The organism is Glutamicibacter protophormiae (assembly GCF_016894325.1).
GTDB classification, from domain to species: domain Bacteria; phylum Actinomycetota; class Actinomycetes; order Actinomycetales; family Micrococcaceae; genus Glutamicibacter; species Glutamicibacter protophormiae.
In genome coordinates, this window is the sequence record NZ_CP069806.1 from 1,866,570 (window position 1) to 1,884,490 (window position 17,921).

At 68.6% G+C, this 17,921-nt stretch carries 15 protein-coding genes; 5 read left to right on the forward strand and 10 right to left on the reverse strand.

The annotated features are described in order from the left end of the window. Nucleotides 1-26: 26 nt before the first annotated feature. Nucleotides 27-2,516 (reverse strand): leucine--tRNA ligase, encoded by a 2,490-nt coding sequence (gene leuS / locus JQN66_RS08710; RefSeq protein WP_204677405.1) that lies wholly within the window; start codon nt 2,514-2,516, stop codon nt 27-29. A 274-nt stretch (nt 2,517-2,790) separates the two neighbouring features. Here leuS and JQN66_RS08715 point away from each other — a divergent pair, with 274 nt between their 5' ends. Together JQN66_RS08715 and JQN66_RS08720 are read left to right on the forward strand one after the other, a co-directional pair. Continuing rightward, complete coding sequence (locus tag JQN66_RS08715; RefSeq protein ID WP_204677406.1) at nt 2,791-3,291, forward strand: hypothetical protein; 501 nt, start codon at nt 2,791-2,793, stop codon at nt 3,289-3,291. An 89-nt stretch (nt 3,292-3,380) separates the two neighbouring features. After that, complete coding sequence (locus tag JQN66_RS08720) at nt 3,381-5,216, forward strand: hypothetical protein (RefSeq protein ID WP_204677407.1); 1,836 nt, start codon at nt 3,381-3,383, stop codon at nt 5,214-5,216. An 84-nt stretch (nt 5,217-5,300) separates the two neighbouring features. Here the strand turns inward: JQN66_RS08720 and glpK are convergent, their stop codons facing one another. The 3 genes from glpK to JQN66_RS08735 form a co-directional block, all read right to left on the reverse strand. Next, nucleotides 5,301-6,821: a glycerol kinase GlpK gene (gene glpK / locus JQN66_RS08725; RefSeq protein WP_188948265.1), complete on the reverse strand. Its 1,521-nt coding sequence runs from the start codon at nt 6,819-6,821 to the stop codon at nt 5,301-5,303. Between the two features lie 32 nt (nt 6,822-6,853). Then, nucleotides 6,854-7,576, reverse strand: coding sequence for an MIP/aquaporin family protein (locus JQN66_RS08730; protein ID WP_204677408.1), 723 nt, complete (start codon nt 7,574-7,576; stop codon nt 6,854-6,856). A gap of 71 nt (nt 7,577-7,647) precedes the next feature. Continuing rightward, nucleotides 7,648-9,324, reverse strand: a complete 1,677-nt coding sequence (locus tag JQN66_RS08735; protein ID WP_204677409.1) for a glycerol-3-phosphate dehydrogenase/oxidase — start codon at nt 9,322-9,324, stop codon at nt 7,648-7,650. Between the two features lie 107 nt (nt 9,325-9,431). Between JQN66_RS08735 and JQN66_RS08740 the strand changes: the two genes are divergently transcribed. The 3 genes from JQN66_RS08740 (at nt 9,432) to JQN66_RS08750 (ending at nt 11,996) form a co-directional block, all read left to right on the forward strand. Beyond that, nucleotides 9,432-10,439, forward strand: coding sequence for a sugar-binding transcriptional regulator (locus JQN66_RS08740; protein ID WP_308425052.1), 1,008 nt, complete (start codon nt 9,432-9,434; stop codon nt 10,437-10,439). A 9-nt stretch (nt 10,440-10,448) separates the two neighbouring features. Beyond that, nucleotides 10,449-11,318, forward strand: a complete 870-nt coding sequence (locus JQN66_RS08745) for an alpha/beta fold hydrolase (RefSeq protein WP_204677410.1) — start codon at nt 10,449-10,451, stop codon at nt 11,316-11,318. A 420-nt stretch (nt 11,319-11,738) separates the two neighbouring features. After that, nucleotides 11,739-11,996 (forward strand): hypothetical protein, encoded by a 258-nt coding sequence (locus JQN66_RS08750; protein ID WP_204677411.1) that lies wholly within the window; start codon nt 11,739-11,741, stop codon nt 11,994-11,996. A gap of 22 nt (nt 11,997-12,018) precedes the next feature. On the opposite strand, the gene JQN66_RS08755 is transcribed toward JQN66_RS08750, so the two are convergent. The 6 genes from JQN66_RS08755 to mihF all read right to left on the reverse strand — a co-directional run bounded on the left by JQN66_RS08755 (nt 12,019) and on the right by mihF (nt 17,803). Beyond that, nucleotides 12,019-13,983 carry a primosomal protein N' family DNA-binding protein gene (locus JQN66_RS08755; RefSeq protein ID WP_204677412.1) on the reverse strand — a complete coding sequence of 655 codons (1,965 nt, stop codon included), beginning with the start codon at nt 13,981-13,983 and terminating at the stop codon, nt 12,019-12,021. Nucleotides 13,984-13,988: 5 nt separating this feature from the next. Next, on the reverse strand, nt 13,989-15,194 hold the full coding sequence (gene metK, locus JQN66_RS08760) for a methionine adenosyltransferase (protein ID WP_188948272.1): 1,206 nt from the start codon (nt 15,192-15,194) through the stop codon (nt 13,989-13,991). Nucleotides 15,195-15,270: 76 nt separating this feature from the next. Beyond that, entirely contained in the window at nt 15,271-16,497 is a 1,227-nt protein-coding gene (coaBC, locus tag JQN66_RS08765) for a bifunctional phosphopantothenoylcysteine decarboxylase/phosphopantothenate--cysteine ligase CoaBC (RefSeq protein WP_204677413.1), read from the reverse strand. Between the two features lie 132 nt (nt 16,498-16,629). Continuing rightward, nucleotides 16,630-16,890, reverse strand: coding sequence for a DNA-directed RNA polymerase subunit omega (rpoZ, locus tag JQN66_RS08770; RefSeq protein ID WP_374189860.1), 261 nt, complete (start codon nt 16,888-16,890; stop codon nt 16,630-16,632). A gap of 10 nt (nt 16,891-16,900) precedes the next feature. Next, nucleotides 16,901-17,464: a guanylate kinase gene (gene gmk / locus JQN66_RS08775; RefSeq protein WP_188948274.1), complete on the reverse strand. Its 564-nt coding sequence runs from the start codon at nt 17,462-17,464 to the stop codon at nt 16,901-16,903. 3 nt (nt 17,465-17,467) lie between these two features. Further along, on the reverse strand, nt 17,468-17,803 hold the full coding sequence (mihF, locus tag JQN66_RS08780) for an integration host factor, actinobacterial type (RefSeq protein WP_204677414.1): 336 nt from the start codon (nt 17,801-17,803) through the stop codon (nt 17,468-17,470). Nucleotides 17,804-17,921: the final 118 nt, after the last annotated feature.

Here is a 17,921-nt window from a genome sequence, read left to right on the forward strand (position 1 = left end):
GAGCTTACGGTACGCGTCGGCCGGAACTACGGCGCCGGAACCACGTTCACGAGCTTCGGGGCGCGCACGATGACCTTCAGCGGCGCCTTCCCGTCCAGCATGCGCACGACGGCCTCGTGGGCCAGCGCCTGCTCGCGCAGCTCGTCCTCGGAGATGTCCACCGGAACTTCGAGGCGCGCGCGCACCTTGCCCTTGATCTGCACCACAGCGGTGACGGTGTCATCCACCAGCAGCGACTCGTCCACGTCCGGCCAGGCGCTGGTCGCGACGCTCGGGGCGTAGCCCAGCGCCTCCCACATGTCCTCGGCGGTGTACGGGGCGAACAGGCTCAGCAGCTGGGCGACCACGGTCGCGGCCTCGCGCACCGACGGATCGGCCGCGCCGGCGCCCGAGTCGATGGTCTTGCGGGTGGCGTTGACCAGCTCCATGGTCTTGGCGATCACCACGTTGAACTTGCCCGAATCCAGCAGCGCGGCGGACTCGTGCACGGTGCGGTGGGTGACCTGGCGCAGCGCCTTGTCCCCTGCCGCGTAGTCCACGCCCGGGACGCTGGCCACGTCCTGGGCCACGCGCCAGGCGCGGGCCAGGAACTTCTGCGAACCGTACGGCGAGACGTCGGCCCAGTCCACGTCGTCCTCCGGAGGGGAGGCGAACACCATGGTCAGGCGCACCGCGTCCACGCCGAACTTGTCCAGCTGCTGGCCCAGGTCCACGCCGTTGCCCAGCGACTTGCTCATGGCCTTGCCGCCGTTGAGCACCTGGCCCTGGTTCAGCAGCGCGCTGAACGGCTCCTGCACGTCGATCAGGCCCAGGTCGTAGATGACTTTGGTGAAGAAGCGGGAGTACAGCAGGTGCAGGATCGCGTGCTCGACGCCGCCGACGTACTGCCCCACCGGCATCCAGTCGCGCACCGCCTTCGGGTCGAACGGGCCTTCGGTGTAGTTCGGGGACACGAAGCGCAGGAAGTACCAGGAGGAGTCCACGAAGGTGTCCATGGTGTCGGTGTCGCGCTTTGCGGCGCCGCCGCAGCTCGGGCACGCCACGTTGACCCAGTCCTCTGCAGCCGCCAGCGGGCTGGTGCCCTTCGGGGACAGCTGCTCGCCGCGCAGGTCATCGGGCAGGCGCACCGGCAGCTGGTCCTCGGGAACCGGGACCTCGCCGCAGGCTTCGCAGTGGATGATCGGGATCGGGGTGCCCCAGAAACGCTGGCGGGACAGCAGCCAGTCGCGCAGGCGGAAGTTCACGGTGTGCTCGCCGGTGCCGGCGGCTTCCACGAGCTCGATGGCCTTGGCGATCGCGTCCACCTTGGTCAGCCCGTTCAGTTCGCCGGAGTTGACCAGCTGGCCCTCGCCGGCGGTGGCGATGCCGGTGTCGTTCGGGTCCTCTTCGCCGGTGTCCACGACCACGCGCACCGGCAGGTCGAAGGTGCGGGCGAAGTCCAGGTCGCGCTGGTCGTGCGCGGGCACGGCCATGATCGCCCCGGTGCCGTAGTCGGCCAGCACGTAGTCAGCGGCCCAGATCGGCAGCTTCTCCCCCGACAGCGGGTTGATGCCGAAGCGCCCGGTGAACACACCGGTCTTCTCGCGTTCGGTGGACTGGCGCTCGATCTCGGAAAGCGCCTTGACCTGCTCCTGGTAGGCTTCCAGGGCTTCGCGGTGCTCGTCGGTGACCAGCTCGCCGGCCAGCTCCGCATCCGCGGCGACCACCATGAAGGTCGCCCCGTACAGGGTGTCCGGGCGGGTGGTGAAGACCGGGATCTTCACCGCCGGCTGCTCCTGGTGCGCCTCGATCTCGAAGGTCACTTCGGCGCCCTCGGAACGGCCGATCCAGTTCTTCTGCATCAGCAGCACGCGCTCGGGCCAGTGGCCCTTGAGCTGCTCCATGTCTTCCAGCAGGCGGTCGGCGTACTCGGTGATCTTGAAGTACCACTGGTTCAGCGACTTCTTGGTCACCGCGGTGCCGCAGCGTTCGCAGGCGCCGTTGACGACCTGCTCGTTGGCCAGCACGGTCTGGTCCTTCGGGCACCAGTTCACCGGGTGGTCCTTGCGGTAGGCCAGGCCCTTCTCGAAGAACTTGGTGAACAGCCACTGGGTCCAGCGGTAGTACTCGGGATCCGAGGTGTGCAGGCGGCGGTCCCAGTCGGCGGAAATCGCGTAGCGCTTGAAGCTGGCGGCCTGGGTGTCGATGTTCGTGTAGGTCCAGTCCGCGGGGTGCGCGTTGTTCTTGATCGCGGCGTTCTCCGCGGGCAGCCCGAAGGAGTCCCATCCGATGGGGTGCATGACATCGTAGCCGCGCAAGCGCCAGTACCGAGCCACGACGTCGCCCATGGCGAAGGCCTCGGCGTGGCCCATGTGCAGGTCGCCCGAGGGGTACGGGAACATGTCCAGCACGTAGCGGCGTTCACGCGTGCCGTCGTCGGCCGGCTTGAACACCTCTAGCTCGTCCCAAACCGGTAGCCACTTGGACTCAATGTCCTTGAAGTCGTAGGTTCTGGTCTCGTTCGTCGATGATGTCACTGAGCTCTTCTCACAGATTCGCGGAAAAATTTCCTGACGGAAAACTGGTTTCTGCTTCCAGACACAACAAAAGCCCCCAAATTTCCACTCGGGGGTACGGCCGCATGGCCGTTCTTAGGCTAGGTCGCGCTGGGAATACATAGGGAGATTCTACCGCACCGGCGGCGGTGCTTGCCGCATCCGTGAAGCGCAAGCTTGGCCACAGTCCAGGCCGCGCCGCCTACATGTGCGCCACGTCCAGGCGTACGATCGCGGCGCCTGCCACAATTGGCTCATGACCTTACGCTCCCCGCGCCTCGCGCGCCGCTTCGCCGCCCCGCTGCTGCTGCCCGCCAGCGCCCTCCTGCTGGCCGGTTGCGCCCTGCTCGGCACCTACGAGGGGCACACCTGCGACGGCAGGAAACCCGTCGCTTCCCTGGAGCAGGCAGGCCGCCAGCTGGTCCAGGCCGCGTACGACCAGGACCTGGACGCCGCCTGCCGGGTCGCCACCCCGTACGTTGGCATCGAACTGGAGCCGGGCATGATCGATGCGACCCGGGAGCTGCTGGCCAAGGCCGGAGTCACCCCGCAGAACGTGCAGGTGCGCGTCGGCGAGCAGATGGGCAGCGCGTATTCCGTGCAGCTGGGCAGCACCGAGGGCGAGGGCCAGGTCGCGGTCACCGGCCACGCGGTCTGGGATGCCGGCTTCACCATCGGGCTGCCCGACCAGGTCTACCCGGACCTGCCGCCGGCGCCCGAGGATCCCGCCTCGCAATCCGCCTCCGCGGCGCCGTAGCCCGCCGCGGGCGCATCCGCCCACCGGGGTTATCCACACTGCGCACGCAACCGCCCCCGTGCGGCCGGCCCCGGGTCGAGGCTGGAGCCATGACCACCGAAGCCCTGCTCACCGCGCTGCACACCCTGTGCACCTCCCCGAAGCACCTGGGGACCCAGCTCACCGCTGGGATGCTGGTGCGCCTGGGCGCGCTGTGCCTGGCCTTGTTCACCGCGCTGGGCCGGCTGGTCCGCGACTCCAGGGATCCGCGCCTGGTCCTGGCCCACGCGCAGCTGGTGGAAGACTTCGGCCAGCAGGTGCACCATCAGCAGCTGGCCTGCGCACTGGATGCCGAGGTCGCCGGCGCGGCCGGGCTCAGTCTGGCCACCTACGACGCGCTGCGCGCAGGAACCTGCGACCTGGAGTCCGAACCCGACGTCGCCTCCGGGCGCGCCTGCTACAAGAGCGCCGGCGATCTGCTCGCCGCGTGGCTGGGCATCACCTATTTCGAGGCGCAGCGCCGGATCGACGACGCGCACCTGCTCATCGGCCGCCGCACCGCCCAGGGCACCATCTGCGCGCCGCGCTTCGAGCACCTGGCCGGGCTCTACGCCGACGGGCTGGCGGATCGCCGCGCCATCGCCGGCGTGGCCCGCAGCCTGGAGAAGCTGGAGAAGCCGGACACCACCTTTGACGGGGTGCCGAGCACGCTCACCGCCCGCGCCCCCGACGGCCGGCCGCTGGAGGAGCACGCCGCGATGGCGCTGCGCGGGCTCGGCCCGATCGAGGCGCGCAAGCAGATCGGCACCCTGGTCAAGGCCTACAAGGACCTGCACGAGGACAAGCTTCCGCCGGATTTGGGCCTGTTCATCGGGCCCGTCGTGCGCGGCGTGCACACCTTCACCCTGCGCACGCTGGCCACCCACGCGGAATACCTGCGCTCGGTGGCGGCCCAGGCCGGCAGCAAACGCACCAAGGCCGGCCGGCATGCGCGCAAGCCCGAGGCGGATTCCGGCGGTTCATCCGGCGCGGAAGGCTCCGGAACCCCGGACTCCCGAGCACAGCAGAACTCCCCCGAGGCGGACAACGCTGACAACGCGGACACCGCGGACACCACCCCCGGCAACGAGCGGCCGACCCCGGACTGGCTCCGGCCCGAGTCCCCGATGCCCGACTGGGCCGCGGAGGAAGCCGGCCCGAACGGCGGCGCGGACCGCACCCCGGAGCAGGAAGAACCGGAACCCGATGACGCGCAGGACGCGGACGAAACGGCCGAAACGGACGAAACGGCAACCGGAACTCCGGCTCCGGAAGAGCCCAGCGCCCCGCTGCGCCGGCTGAACGCGCTGATGGCCATCCTCGCCGCGCCGCCCGCAGGCGCAGCCGCCAAGCCGATCGTCCCGAAGATGCTGGTCTACCTCTGGCTCAAGGACCTGCAGAACCTGGCCGAGGCCCACGGCATCACTGCCCACGGGGTGGACATCCCGCCAGGTGAACTGCGGCGCCTGCTGGCCACCGCGCGGGTGATCCCGCTGGTGCTGGGTGGCAACAGCCAGCCGATCGACGTCGGCCGCTCCAGGCGCTTCCACCAGGGATACCTCAAGATGGCGGTGATGGCCCGCGACCGCGGCTGCATTGTGCCCGAATGCACGACGCCGCCGGACCTGGTGGAGATCGACCACTACAAGAAGCCGTGGTCCGAGGGAGGCACCACCAGCGTCGACTCCGGGGCGGCGATGTGCTCCAACGAGCACCACGGCCGCCATTCCGGCCAGTTCAAGGTCGTCGACGTGGACGGGCTGCCGCATGTGCTGCTGCCCCCGCACCTGGACCCGGAGCAGAAGCCCCGGCGCAACACCTACTGGGGAGCCCTGCAGCTCGGCGAGGAACCGCCCGGCGCCGGGCCGCCCCCGGAAGCGGGACCTCCCGCGGACCGGCGCGGGTGAACGAAAAAGGATCCCGGCCAACGTGGTGGTTGACCGGGACCCATGGTCCGCCGGCGGCCTGGCCGCCGGGAAACGCCTCAGCTTCTAGGCCTTGGTGTCCTCGTCGACCCAGTCGAAGGTGCGGGTGACCGCCTTCTTCCACAGCCGCAGGCTGCGTTCGCGCTCTTCGGCTCCCATCACCGGCTCCCAGCGCTTGTCCTCGGACCAGTTCGCCTCCAGCTCGCCGAGGTCTTTCCAGAAGCCGACGGCCAGGCCGGCGGCGTAGGCCGCGCCCAGCGCGGTGGTCTCGGTGACCTTCGGGCGGACCACCGGCACACCGAGGATGTCGGCCTGGAACTGCATCAGGTGCTCGTTGGCGACCATGCCGCCGTCCACCTTCAGCTCGGTCAGCGGCACCTCGGCGTCGGCGTTGACCGCGTCGAGCACCTCCCGGGTCTGGAAGGCCGTGGATTCCAGGGCCGCCCGGGCGATGTGGTGCTTGTCGGCGAAGCGGGTCAGCCCGACGATCGCGCCGCGGGCATCCGAGCGCCAGTACGGGGCGAACAGCCCGGAGAACGCCGGCACGATGTACACCCCGCCGTTGTCCGACACCTGGCTGGCCAGCTCCTCGATCTCCGGCGCGCTGGCGATCATGCCGATGTTGTCGCGCAGCCACTGCACCAGCGAACCGGCGACGGCGATCGAGCCCTCCAGCGCGTACACCGGGGCCGCGTCGCCCAGCTTGTAGGCCAGGGTGGTGATCAGCCCGTTGCTCGAGGAGACGATCTCTTCGCCGGTGTTGAAGATCAGGAAGCAGCCGGTGCCGTAGGTGTTCTTCGCGCTGCCCGCGCCGAACGCCGCCTGGCCGAAGGTCGCCGCCTGCTGGTCGCCCAGGATGCCGGCGACCGGCACCTCGCGCAGCAGCTGGTTCGACGCCACGGCGCCGTAGACCTCGGAGGAGGACTTGATGGCCGGCAGCATCGAGGCCGGGACGCCGAAGTCGGCCAGGATCTGCTCGTCCCACTGCAGGGTCTGCAGGTTCATGAACAGCGTGCGCGAGGCGTTGGTGACGTCGGTGACGTGCACTCCGCCTTCCGGCCCGCCGGTCAGGTTCCACAGCACCCAGGTGTCGGTGGTGCCGAACAGCAGGTCCCCGGCCTCGGCGCGTTCGCGCGCGCCCTCGACGTTGTCCAGGATCCACTTGATCTTGGTGCCGGCGAAGTAGGTGGCCAGCGGCAGCCCGACGCGGTCCTTGTAACGCTCGATCCCGCCCTCGGCCGACAGCGCGTCGACGATGTCCTGGGTGCGGGTATCCTGCCAGACGATCGCATTGTAGACCGGCTCGCCCGTGCGCTTGTCCCACACCACGGTGGTTTCGCGCTGATTGGTGATGCCGACGACCTCGATGTCGTGGCGGGTCAGGTTCTCCTTGGCCAACGCGTTGCCGATGACTTCGCGCACGTTGTCCCAGATCTCGGCCGGGTTGTGCTCGACCCATCCGGCGGCCGGGAAGATCTGTTCGTGTTCCTTCTGCCCCACGGAGACGACCTCTCCTGCGTGGTCGAAGACGATGGCGCGGGAGCTGGTGGTTCCCTGGTCAATGGCGATGACGTACTTGTTGCTCACGGTCAATCAACTTTCTGTAGAGGGTGCGGGCATTACAGCAGGACGGCGACGGCCAGGCCGCCCAGGGCTCCGCCGGCCAGCGGACCGACGACGGGAACCCATGAGTAGGACCAGTCCGAGGATCCCTTGCCGGGGATCGGCAGCACCGCATGCGCAAGACGTGGGGCGAGGTCGCGTGCCGGATTGATAGCGTATCCGGTTGCGCCGCCCAGGGATAGGCCGATCGCGACAACCAGCAGGCCCACGGCCAGCGGGCCGAGACCATGCGGGGTCCCGCCGAAGCCGCCGATCACGAAGACCAGCACGAAGGTGCCGACGATCTCCGAGACCGTGTTCCACCCGTAGGAGCGGATGGCCGGGCCGGTGGCGAAAATCCCGAGCACCTTGCCCTGGTTTGCCGGTTCGTCGAAGTGCTTCTTGTAGGCGAGCCAGGCGACGACCGCGCCCAGGAAGGCGCCGATGAATTGCGCCGCCACGTAGACCAGCGCGGTGGCCATCGCCTTGGGCACACCAGGGGCGAGTTCCGTCGCTTCGGGGTTGACCATCAGGCCCAGGGTGACGGCGGGGTTCAGGTGCGCACCGGAGGGCGCCGAGACCCAGACCCCGGAAAAGACGGCCAGGCCCCAGCCGAAGCTGATGGCGACCCACCCGGCGGCGCTGCCGAGGGTTCCCTTCAGGGACACGTTGGCGCAGACGCCGGCGCCCATGAGAACGAGGATAAATGTACCGATGAATTCGGAGAAAAACACTTGCATGGGCAACTTTGACCTTTAGGGTGATTTCACATCCTGCCGGCGGCGCTCTGCCGCCGGCAGCAACGGCAGGCTCAGTCCAGGACGACCCCGTGACTGCCTGCCAGGACCGAGATCGTATGGGCGATCTCGGCCTGGGTCCGGGTTTCATCCCAGCCCATTGGTTCAGCCAGGCAATGTCCCGCCTCGCTGACCAGATCCTTGGTGACCAGACCGCGGAAGGCCAGGTTCGTGCGGCGGATGAAGACGTCGATGAGGCGTCCGACCTGCTCGTGGGCGGCCATGTAGGCCAGCTCCTGGCGCGAGAGCTCCCCGGAGTGCTGCAGCAGCGTGTCCTCGCCAAGCTGTTCCAGCACCGCGTCCGCGCCGGTGCCGTAGCGTTCGAGTAATACGCGCAGGCGGTCGCGTCCGGCAATGCTTTCGCGCGCCGCGTACCAGGCCGCCAGCTCGCCCTCGTTCATCGGGAAGTCCTTGCCGCCGCCGATCGCGACGCCGGCGGTGGAACGGATCTCGCGCTCGCCCAGGAACTCCAGCGCCTTGCCGCCCAGGTTCTCGCTCAGCGCGCGGAAGGTCGTCCACTTGCCGCCGATCAGCGAGAGCATCGTGGTTGCATCGGTCAGCCGGGTCTCGCGCACCTGGTAGTCGCGGGAGACGAAGCCGGGGGCGGTGTCGTCGTGGTTCGGCAGCGGCCGCACGCCGGAGAACTTGTAAACGATCTGCTCGCGGCGCACCGTGATGCGCGGGAAGACGTGGTGGACCAGCTCGAAGAAGTAGTCGACCTCTTCCTCGGTGCACACCGCCGGCTCGGCCATGTCGTGTTCCAGGTCGGTGGTGCCCACCAGCACGCGCCCGAGCATCGGGTAGATCAGCACGATGCGCCCGTCCTCGTGCTCGAAGAAGATCTCGCGTCCGCCGGTGGCGGCGAGCAGCTCCGGGTGGTCCAGCACGATGTGCGAGCCCTTGGTGCCGCCGGTCCACCGGGTGTCCCGGCCCAGCTGCTTGTTGGTCTCATCGACCCATGCGCCGGTGGCGTTGATGATGACCTCGGCGTCGAAGTCGAAGCCTTCTCCGGTGAGCACGTCGCGCAGCTGCGCGGTGCCGCCGTCGATCCCTGCCAGCTCCACGTAGTTGCTGGCGCGGGCCTCCGGGTTGGCGCGCAGGCCTTCGCGCAACACGTCCAGGGTCAGGCGCTCGGGGTTGTGCACGGAGGCGTCGAAGTAGGTGGCGGTGTACTTCACGTCCTCGCGCAGCTGCGGCAGGTCGCGGCGCGCGGCCTTGCCGGCCTTGAAGTTGTGCCACGGGGTGTTGCGCCCGCCGATGCCGGCGAAGACGTCGTACATCACTAGCCCGGCCTTGATCAGCGCCGCGCCGCGTTCGGTGGGCTTGCCGGACTTGTGGGTCAGGAAGCGCAGCGGGGCGGAGAGGATCCCGGAGAAGGTGGAGAAGATCGGGATGGTGGTCTGCAGCGGCTTGACGTAGTGCGGGGCGATCTGCAGCAGCGAGTTGCGCTCCTGCACGGACTCGTGCACCAGGCGGAATTCGCCGTTCTCCAGGTAGCGGATGCCACCGTGGATCATGTGCGAGCTGGCCCCCGACGCACCCTGGCAGTAGTCCCCGCGTTCGACCAGCGCGACATCGATGCCCTGCATGGCAAGGTAGCGGAAGGTGGCGACACCGTTGATGCCGCCGCCGACGATCAGAACCCGCGCGTTCGGCCGTTCGCGCAGTTTGGCCAGCTGTTCCCGATTCACGACGTGTTGCCCCTTTGTAACGATTGAGTAGTGCTACCGGTTAGTGTTGTCGGTAGTTCGCAAACCGGTCAAATGAATTGCACAAACGTGCAGAAATGGTCAGATTGATGCAGAAACCATCCTCCCCGGAGCCCATCCGGCGCCCGGCGCATGACACATCCGTGCAGTACGGCTCACGCGAGCGGGACGCGCTGCGCGCCGCGCAGCTGTACTACCTGCAGGACCTGAAGATGGAGGTCATCGCCCGCGAACTGGGCACCTCGCGCTCCACGGTCTCGCGCCTGCTCACCCAGGCCAGGCGCACCGGCATGGTCTCGATCAGCATCTCCCCCAGCGCCGACATGTCCGCCCAGCTCTCCAGCCGGCTGGCCGAGCGCTTCGGCATCAACGTGCAGGTGGTCCCCACGGACGGCTCCATGGACGACGCCCAGCTGCTCGGGCGCGTCGCCGCGCACGCGGCCCACCAGCTCGGCGCGATGGTCTCCTCCTCGATGACGGTCGGCGTCGCCTGGGGCTCGACCATGCAGGCGGTCTCCACCGCGCTGGGATCCCATCCGACCCACGACACCGTGATCGTGCAGTTGAACGGCGCGGCGAACCCGGTGACCAGCGGGGTGCGCTACGCCAGCGAAATCCTCACCCGCTTCGGCGAGGCGTTCACCGCGCGCACCGAGCAATTCCCGGTGCCGGCGTTTTTCGACCGCGCCACCACGCGCCGGGCGATGTGGCAGGAAACCTCGGTCAAGCGCGTGCTGAAGGTGCAGTCGGAGATGAACCTGGCGGTGTTCTCGCTGGGCGCGGCCGGCTCGGAGGTCGCCTCGCAGGTCTACCGCGGCGGCTACCTGAGCAAGCAGGAGACCGCGCAGCTGGCGAAGATCGGGGTGGTGGGCGATGTGGCCACGGTGTTCTTCGACGCCAATGGGCACAGCTCCGGGATCGGGATCAACGCGCGCTCCACCGGACCGGCGCTCGACGACCTGCGCCGGGTGCCCCAGCGCTTCTGCGTGGTGGCCGGCCGGGGCAAGATCGAGGCCGTGCGCGGGGCGCTGAAGGGCGGGCTGATCACCGATTTGGTGATCGACGAGGGCGCCGCGCTGGCGCTGCTGGACGGGTAGGATTTGAGCATGGGCCCACGCACGCAACTTGTCACCACACACCGCCTCTTCGGCTCCGCCGCCAGGGTCTTCACCTACCGGGCCTCCGCCCCGGCCAGCGCCGGGGTGATCTACGCGGTCCACGGATTCCGCGGCGACCACCATGGGCTGGATCGGATCATCTCCCAGCTGCCCGGGTACACCGTGGTGGTGCCCGACCTGCCCGGCTTCGGCGCGTCCAGCTCCATGACGCAGGCGCCGCACGACGTCGAGGGCTACGCCCGCATGCTCGACGTGCTGGCCGACGAGCTGGGACTGGGGCCGGGCACCCACCTGCTCGGGCACTCCTTCGGGTCCATCGTCGCCGCCCGGCTGGCCGCCGGCCGCGACTTCGCCTCGCTCACGCTGCTCAACCCGATCTCCGAACCGGCGCTGGAATCCTCGCAGGCGCTGCTGGCGCGGCTGACCAGCGGCTACTATGCGCTGTGCGCCGCATTGCCGGCGCGCATCGGCGAACCGCTGCTGCGCTCGAAGCTGTTCACCGACGGCATGTCCCTGGTGATGACCAAGAGCGCCGACCCCGCGATGCGCAGCTACGTGCGCGAACAGCACCGCGCCTACTTCGGCGGGTTCCATTCGCGCGACACCCTGGCCGAGGCCTACCTTGCCTCCATCAGCCACACCGTGGGCGAGTACTCCCGGGGCATCGGCATCCCCACGCTGCTGGTCGGCGGGCTGCAGGACGAGCTGGGCACCCCGGCCACCCAGGAGGCGCTGCGTTCCACGTTCGCGCAGGCGCGGCTGGTGATGCTGGAGGACGTCGGCCACCTGATCCACTATGAAAAGGCCCCGGAAACGGCAGCGGCGATCCGCCGTTTCCTGTCCCCGCTTTCGGCCTAGCTGGCGGCCCGCCCCGCGCCGTCATGAACGAGTGGCGCAGCTCATGGTGCGCTGGAGATCCAGGCAGCGCCCGCGTCGCTGTCATCGTGCCCGTTGTCAACGCCATGCCCTGTCTGCAGCAGCTGCTCGACAGCCTGGCCGGGCCAGCCCGCAAGCTGGGCTGGATGCCACGCGCGCCGGCTACGTGTTCTTCGCGGACGCCGACGACGTGCTCGCGCCGCATGCTGGACTACGCCTCGAAGCACGACTCGGACATGGTGATCCCGCGCATCGCCGGGATCAACGGCCGCGCGGTAAACCGGTCGCTGTTCGCGCGCAGCGAGCCGGACCCGGGGTTGCGCAAGATTTTCGGCACCCTGGCCCCGCAGAAGCTGATCCGGCGCGGTCGAACGGCTCGGCCTGCGCTTCTCCGAGGGGCGGGTGCGGCTGGAGGACGCCAACAACATCAGCGCCCGCAAGACCCGGCCCGAAGGCTACACCCGATCGGTGCGGCGGATCGCGCAGCAGGTGCTGGAGACAGGGCTGGAGCCGGAGCTGGCCCGGCTGATGGTCCTGGACCTCTACCAGCGCAAGATCCTGCGCACCCCGGGACCGGAGCTGGTGTGCGCGCTGCGTCGCACGGGTGGGAGCAGTCGTTCCCAGGGCGCCGGTTCTACGCGACCGTCAACGGGTACCTGAGCCTGGACGCCCGGAGCGCGGACTAGAGCACCTCATCGGGGTCGACCGCGATGGTGGCGACCGGCTCCTTGGCCGCGGACATCCGCGCGCGCACCGCGCGCAGCGCCTCGGTGACCGCCGGGCCGTGCGCGTAGCTGAAGAAGAGCACGTAGCGGTGCTCGACGGGCGGGCCGTCGATGATGCTCGGCCCGTGGATCGCGACCAGCGCGCGGGTGTCGTCGTCCAGCGCCGCGATCATCCGTTCGGCGCCCGGTCCCGAGACCAGGGCGCTGCGCACGGACGGCGGCAGCCCGACCTCGCGGCGTTCGGCCAGCTCGCGCTCGGCGAACCCGGCCGCATCCCAGCGCACCAGCGCGGCGCCGGCCGGGCCCGGGGTGCCGGTGAGCACCACGACCCCGCTGGCGCGCGCCAGCGACGCGGCGGTGAACCAGCGTGCGAGCACCTCCTCGGTGTTGCGCAGCGAGTCGTAGGCGAGCATCTTGTCCGCGTCCAGCAGCAGCACCGCGGCGTAGCCGCCCTCCGCGACCGGTTCCACCCCCGGGGTAGCGACCACCAGCGCCGGCTTCTCGCCGATGCGCGCCAGCGGTTTGGCCCCGGTGGAGGACAGCACGGAGACCTGCGGGAAGGCCAGGCCCAGCTCCTCGGCGGTGCGGTCGGCGCCGATGCTGGCCGCGCGGATGCGCGGCGAGCCGCACTGGGCGCAGCGGTAGTCGTGGAACTGCTCCCCGCACCAGCGGCAGCCCACGTGGGACTGCTTTCCGGCCAGCTGCAGCGGCCCCTGGCACAGCCGGCAGCGCGCCGGGGTGCGGCAGTCCTGGCAGGCCAGCGCCGGCATGAATCCGGTGCGTGCGACCTGTACCAGCACCGGGCCGCCCTGCAGCGCCTTGGTGGCCTCGCGCCAGGCCAGCGAGGGGATGCGCACGCGCGCCAGCAGCGGGTCGCGCTCCAGCTCGAAGTCGTTGGTGGTGGCCACCACGCGCGGGGTGTGGGCGCGCAGCGTTTCGCGCGGCAGCTTCAGCTCGCTCGCCCAGCCGGTCGCGACCAGGCGCTGGGCTTCCACCGAGCGCGACGGGGAGGCCAGCAGCAGCGAGATCCCCGCCTGCGCGCTGCGCAGCAGCGCCACCTCGCGGCTGTGCTGGTAGGGGGCGCGCTGTTCGCGGTGCGAGTGGTCGGCGTCCTGCCAGATGATCATCAGTTCCAGGTCCGGCACGTGGCACAGCGCGGCGGAGCGGGTGCCCACCACCAGCTGCACGTGCCCGCCGATGGCGCGCAGGAAATTGCGGTAGCGGCCGGTCGGGCCGTCGTCGGCCTGCAGCCGCGCATAGGACTGCTCGCCGAGCTGCTCGTCCAGGTGTGCGCACAGCAGGTCCAGGTCGCGCGCGTCGGGCACCACGATCAGCACCCGGGCCCCGCGCTCGAGTACCGGCCGGGCGGCGTCGAGCAGGAATCCGGGCCAGGAGCCGTAGAAGTTCGGCACCCAGGTCGCCACCGCGCGTCGGGTGGCGCCGTCGGCCCAGTCCTGCAGCACCGCGGCGCCCTGTTCGTAGTGCTCCAGCTGGTTCGGGGCGTGGCTGCGCGTCAGGGCGGGGGCGGAGACCAGTTCCTCGGCCTCGACCTTGGCCGCGCGGGCGGGCACGGCCAGGCGCACCACGTCCCACAGCGTCCCGGCATAGCGCGCGGCGACCAGTGCGGCGGCCTCGACGACGTCGGGGTGCAGCACCACCTGGCCGGAGACCAGCTTGGACAGCGGGCGCAGCTTCATCGCCGGCTGGTGGTCCTGGAGCAGCTCGACGATGAAGCCGGACAGCTGCTGCGGCCCGAACGGCACCTTCACGCGCACCCCGGCGCGGGCGTCCGCGTGCATGGACTCGGGCACCTCGTAGTCGAAGAGCCGGTCCAGGTGCGGGACCGAGGAATCAATCAGCACCCGGGCGACCCGCTTGACGCGCGCCTGTCCGGGTGCCGAGATGAGGGCATCCTGCTGCACGGCTGCTAGGCGTTGAACCAGCTGCGCAGGGCGTCGACGCGGTCCAGCTTCTCCCAGGTGAAATCGTTGTCGTCGCGGCCGAAGTGGCCGTGCGCGGCGGTCTTGCGGTAGATCGGGCGCTTGAGGTCCAGGTCCTCGATGATGCCCAGCGGACGCAGGTCGAACACCTCGTTGATCGCCGCGGTGATCTTCGCAGGGTCCACGGTTTCGGTGCCGAAGGTCTCCACGTACAGGCCCACCGGGCGCGCCACGCCGATCGCGTAGGCCACCTGGACCTCGGCGCGGCTGGCCAGCCCCGCGGCGACGACGTTCTTCGCCACCCAGCGCATCGCGTAGGCCGCCGAGCGGTCGACCTTCGAGGGGTCCTTGCCGGAGAAGGCGCCGCCGCCGTGGCGGGCGAAGCCGCCGTAGGTGTCCACGATGATCTTGCGGCCGGTCAGCCCGGCGTCGCCCACCGGGCCGCCGATGATGAAGGGGCCCGAGGGGTTCAGGATGACCTTGGTGTTGGAGATGTCCAGCTCCGAGCGCTGAAGGATCGGGGTGACGACCTCCTCGAGCAGGTCGGCCTTCAGGGTGTTCAGCTCGTATTCGGCGGCGTGCTGGCTGGAAACCACCACGGTGTCCACCGAGACAGGCTTGTCGCCGTCGTAGCCGATGGTGACCTGGGTCTTGCCGTCCGGGCGCAGCAGCGGCATGCGGCCGTTCTTGCGCATCTGGGTCAGCCGCTCGGAGAGGCGGTGCGCCAGGAAGATCGGGGTCGGCATCAGCGAGGCGGTTTCGTTCGATGCGTAGCCGAACATCAGGCCTTGGTCGCCGGCACCCTGCATGTCGCGCGGGTCCTTGGCGATGCCTTCGCGGGACTCCAACGAGTTGAACACGCCGTCGTGGATCTCCTGGGACTGCTGCCCGATCGAGACCGACACGCCGCAGCGCGCGCCGTCGAAGCCGTTGGCCGAGGAGTCGTAGCCGATGTCCAGGATGGTGCGGCGCACGATCTCCGGGATCTCGACGTAGCCGTTGGTGGTTACCTCGCCCGCCACGTGCACCAGGCCCGTGGTGGTCAGGGTTTCGACGGCGACCTTGGAATCCGGGTCCTGCGCCAGCATGGCGTCGAGGATCGCGTCGGAGATCTGGTCGCAGATCTTGTCCGGGTGGCCCTCGGTAACGGATTCCGAGGTGAAAAGACGTAGTTCAGGGGTTGTTGAAGTCACCTTTGTACTCTATCTGGTCGAATCGACCGGTTGGCAGAAGTTGCCGCGTTCGTGACCAAGCGCTATATGGCGCGGCTCACTTTGCGTCGGCAGTGTGTCCGTTTATTTCGGCGGCGAGCTGCTCGATGACGACGCGGGCCACCTCGATTTTGCTTCCGGCGGCGCTGACTGCTGGTCTCCCGTCGGCGAACAGCACCTGGATGGTGTTCGAGTCGGTGCCGAACGTCAGGTTCGCGCCGACCTCGTTGACCACCAGCAGCTCGCAGCCCTTGCGTGCGAGCTTGGCCTTGCCGTAGTCCAGCACGGTGCCCTGCTCGTCGCCGGTCTCCGCGGCGAAGCCGACGACGACCGGGGGCAGCCGGTCGTTCGCGCCGCGCGCGGAGACGACCTCGGCCAGGATGTCGGGGTTGCGCACCAGTTCGATCACCGGGGCGGAATGCTCGTCGCGCTTCTTGATCTTGGAGCCCTCGATGCTCGCCGGGCGGAAATCCGCGACGGCGGCGTTCATGATCAGCGCATCCTGCCCCTCGGCGTGGGCGAAGACCGCCTCGCGCAGCTCCAGCGCGCTGGAGGCATGCACCAGCGACACCCCGTGGGGAGCGGGCACTTCGAGGTGGGTGGCGATGAGCGTGACCTGCGCCCCGGCGTCGCGGGCGGCCTGCGCCAGCGCCACGCCCTGGCGGCCGGAGGAGCGGTTGCCGAGGAAACGCACCGGGTCCAGCGGCTCGCGGGTACCGCCGGCGGTGATCAGCACCCTGCGCCCGGCCAGGGTCGGCTCGGAGAGCAGATCCTGGATGGATTCGAAGATCTCCCCGGGCTCGGGCAGCCGGCCGGGTCCGGTGTCCTTGCCGGTCAGGCGTCCCGAGGCCGGTTCGATCACCCGCACCCCGCGCTCGCGCAGCACGGCGGCGTTCGCCATGGTGGCCGGATGCTGCCACATCTCGGTGTGCATCGCCGGGGCCATGACCACCGGGGCACGGGTCGCCAGCAGCGTGCCGGTGAGCAGGTCGTCGGCCAGCCCGGAGGCGGCGCGGGCCATGATGTCCGCGGTGGCGGGCACGACGAGCACCAGATCGGCCTGCTGGCCCAGGCGCACGTGGTTCACGGTGTCGACGGCGTCGAAGACGTTGGAGGTGACCGGATTGCCCGAGAGCGCCTCCCAGGTGGCGTTGCCGACGAAGTTGGCCACGTTCCCGGTGGGGATGACGTCGACGTGGTGGCCGGCCTCGCGCAGCAGACGCAGCAGGAGGACGGATTTGTAGGCGGCAATCCCAGCCGAGACGCCTAAGACGATTCGCTTCACGCAGCTCTTCCTTGGATGGTTGGGCGGTCGCAGTGATTTTCACCGCACCGCGGAACATCAACCCGTTGCGGGCGTGTTTTCAGGTCCTTAACGAAAAAGAAGGCGCCCACAAATGGGGCGCCACCTTTTCGACTAGTCCTCGGTGACCTCGGACGGAGTTACCTTCAAGAGGTTCCCGTCCAGCTCGCGCAGGGCGATGGTCAGAGGCTTCTCGTTCAGCTTGGTTTCCACCAGCGGACCGACGTACTCGAACAGGCCCTCGTTCAGCTGTGCGTAGTAGGCGTTGATCTGGCGGGCACGCTTGGCTGCATTCAGCACGATCGCGTACTTCGAGTCGTTCGTCTCAAGCAACGAGTCGATTGACGGGTTGATGATTCCCTCTAGGTTGGACACAGGACTCCCTTTAGTCATTCTTCAGCCCCATGAGGGCCACAAGCTCTTCGGCGGCACGTGCGACATCGTCGTTGACGATGGTCACGTCGAATTCTGATTCCGCCGCAAGTTCTAGTTTAGCGGTTTCCAGACGGCGCTGCTGTTCTTCGGGCGTTTCGGTGCCGCGGCCGATCAGCCGGCGCACCAATTCGTCCCACGACGGCGGGGCCAGGAAGACGAATTTTGCCTCGGGCATCGACTCCTTGACCTGCCGGGCGCCCTGCAGATCGATCTCCAGCAGCACCTTCTTGCCTTCGGCGACCGCGGCCTCCACCGTCGAGCGGATCGTGCCATAGCTATTCTGGCCGTGAACCACAGCCCACTCCAGCATCTGGCCCTGGTCGACGAGCTCGTGGAACTTCTTGGGGCCCACAAAAAAATAGTGGACTCCGTCGTTTTCACCCGGTCGCGGGTCGCGGGTCGTTGCCGAGACCGAGAGCCAGACATCTGGATAGTTATCTCGGATGTAGGTGGAGACGGTGCCCTTACCTACAGCCGTGGGGCCGGCTAGAACAGTTACCGACGCAGCGGTCATTGACTACACTTTCGTTTTTGGCGGGCTTTGCTTGAAGTGTTCGGTAATCGCGGTGCGCTGCTTGCGTCCCAGTCCGCGCAAACGGCGGGACGGTGAAATGCCAAGTCGATCCAGCAAATTCGCCGCGCGTACTTCACCAACGCCCGGTACCGATTCCAGAAGGTCCATGACGCGCATGCGCCCCACGGCCTCATCTTCGTATACCAAGTCTAGTACCTCGGTGATGGAAATCTTGCCGGCACTGAACTGAGCCTTGATTTCAGCACGACGGGTGCGGGCAGCAAGTGCTTTGGCGCGTGCCCGGATGCGGTCTTCGTCAGAGAGTTCTCGCAGAACCATCGTTCAGCCATCCTTAATGTGTAGTGGACTAAGGCTATGAACCGAACATAGCTTTCCAACACGCGTTTGGCAAGACTAATCGCGTTGTGGCCAGTAGAAACTCTCTTGGCCACAACGC

What these genes read in the sequence shown, in the direction of transcription:
- JQN66_RS08715 (WP_204677406.1), top strand. Translation starts at nt 2,791, where the DNA reads ATGACCTTACGCTCCCCGCGCCTCGCGCGCCGCTTCGCCGCCCCGCTG.
- JQN66_RS08720 (WP_204677407.1), top strand. Translation starts at nt 3,381, where the DNA reads ATGACCACCGAAGCCCTGCTCACCGCGCTGCACACCCTGTGCACCTCC.
- JQN66_RS08730 (WP_204677408.1), bottom strand. Translation starts at nt 7,576, where the DNA reads ATGCAAGTGTTTTTCTCCGAATTCATCGGTACATTTATCCTCGTTCTC.
- JQN66_RS08740 (WP_308425052.1), top strand. Translation starts at nt 9,432, where the DNA reads ATGCAGAAACCATCCTCCCCGGAGCCCATCCGGCGCCCGGCGCATGAC.
- JQN66_RS08745 (WP_204677410.1), top strand. Translation starts at nt 10,449, where the DNA reads ATGGGCCCACGCACGCAACTTGTCACCACACACCGCCTCTTCGGCTCC.
- gmk (WP_188948274.1), bottom strand. Translation starts at nt 17,464, where the DNA reads ATGACCGCTGCGTCGGTAACTGTTCTAGCCGGCCCCACGGCTGTAGGT.
- mihF (WP_204677414.1), bottom strand. Translation starts at nt 17,803, where the DNA reads ATGGTTCTGCGAGAACTCTCTGACGAAGACCGCATCCGGGCACGCGCC.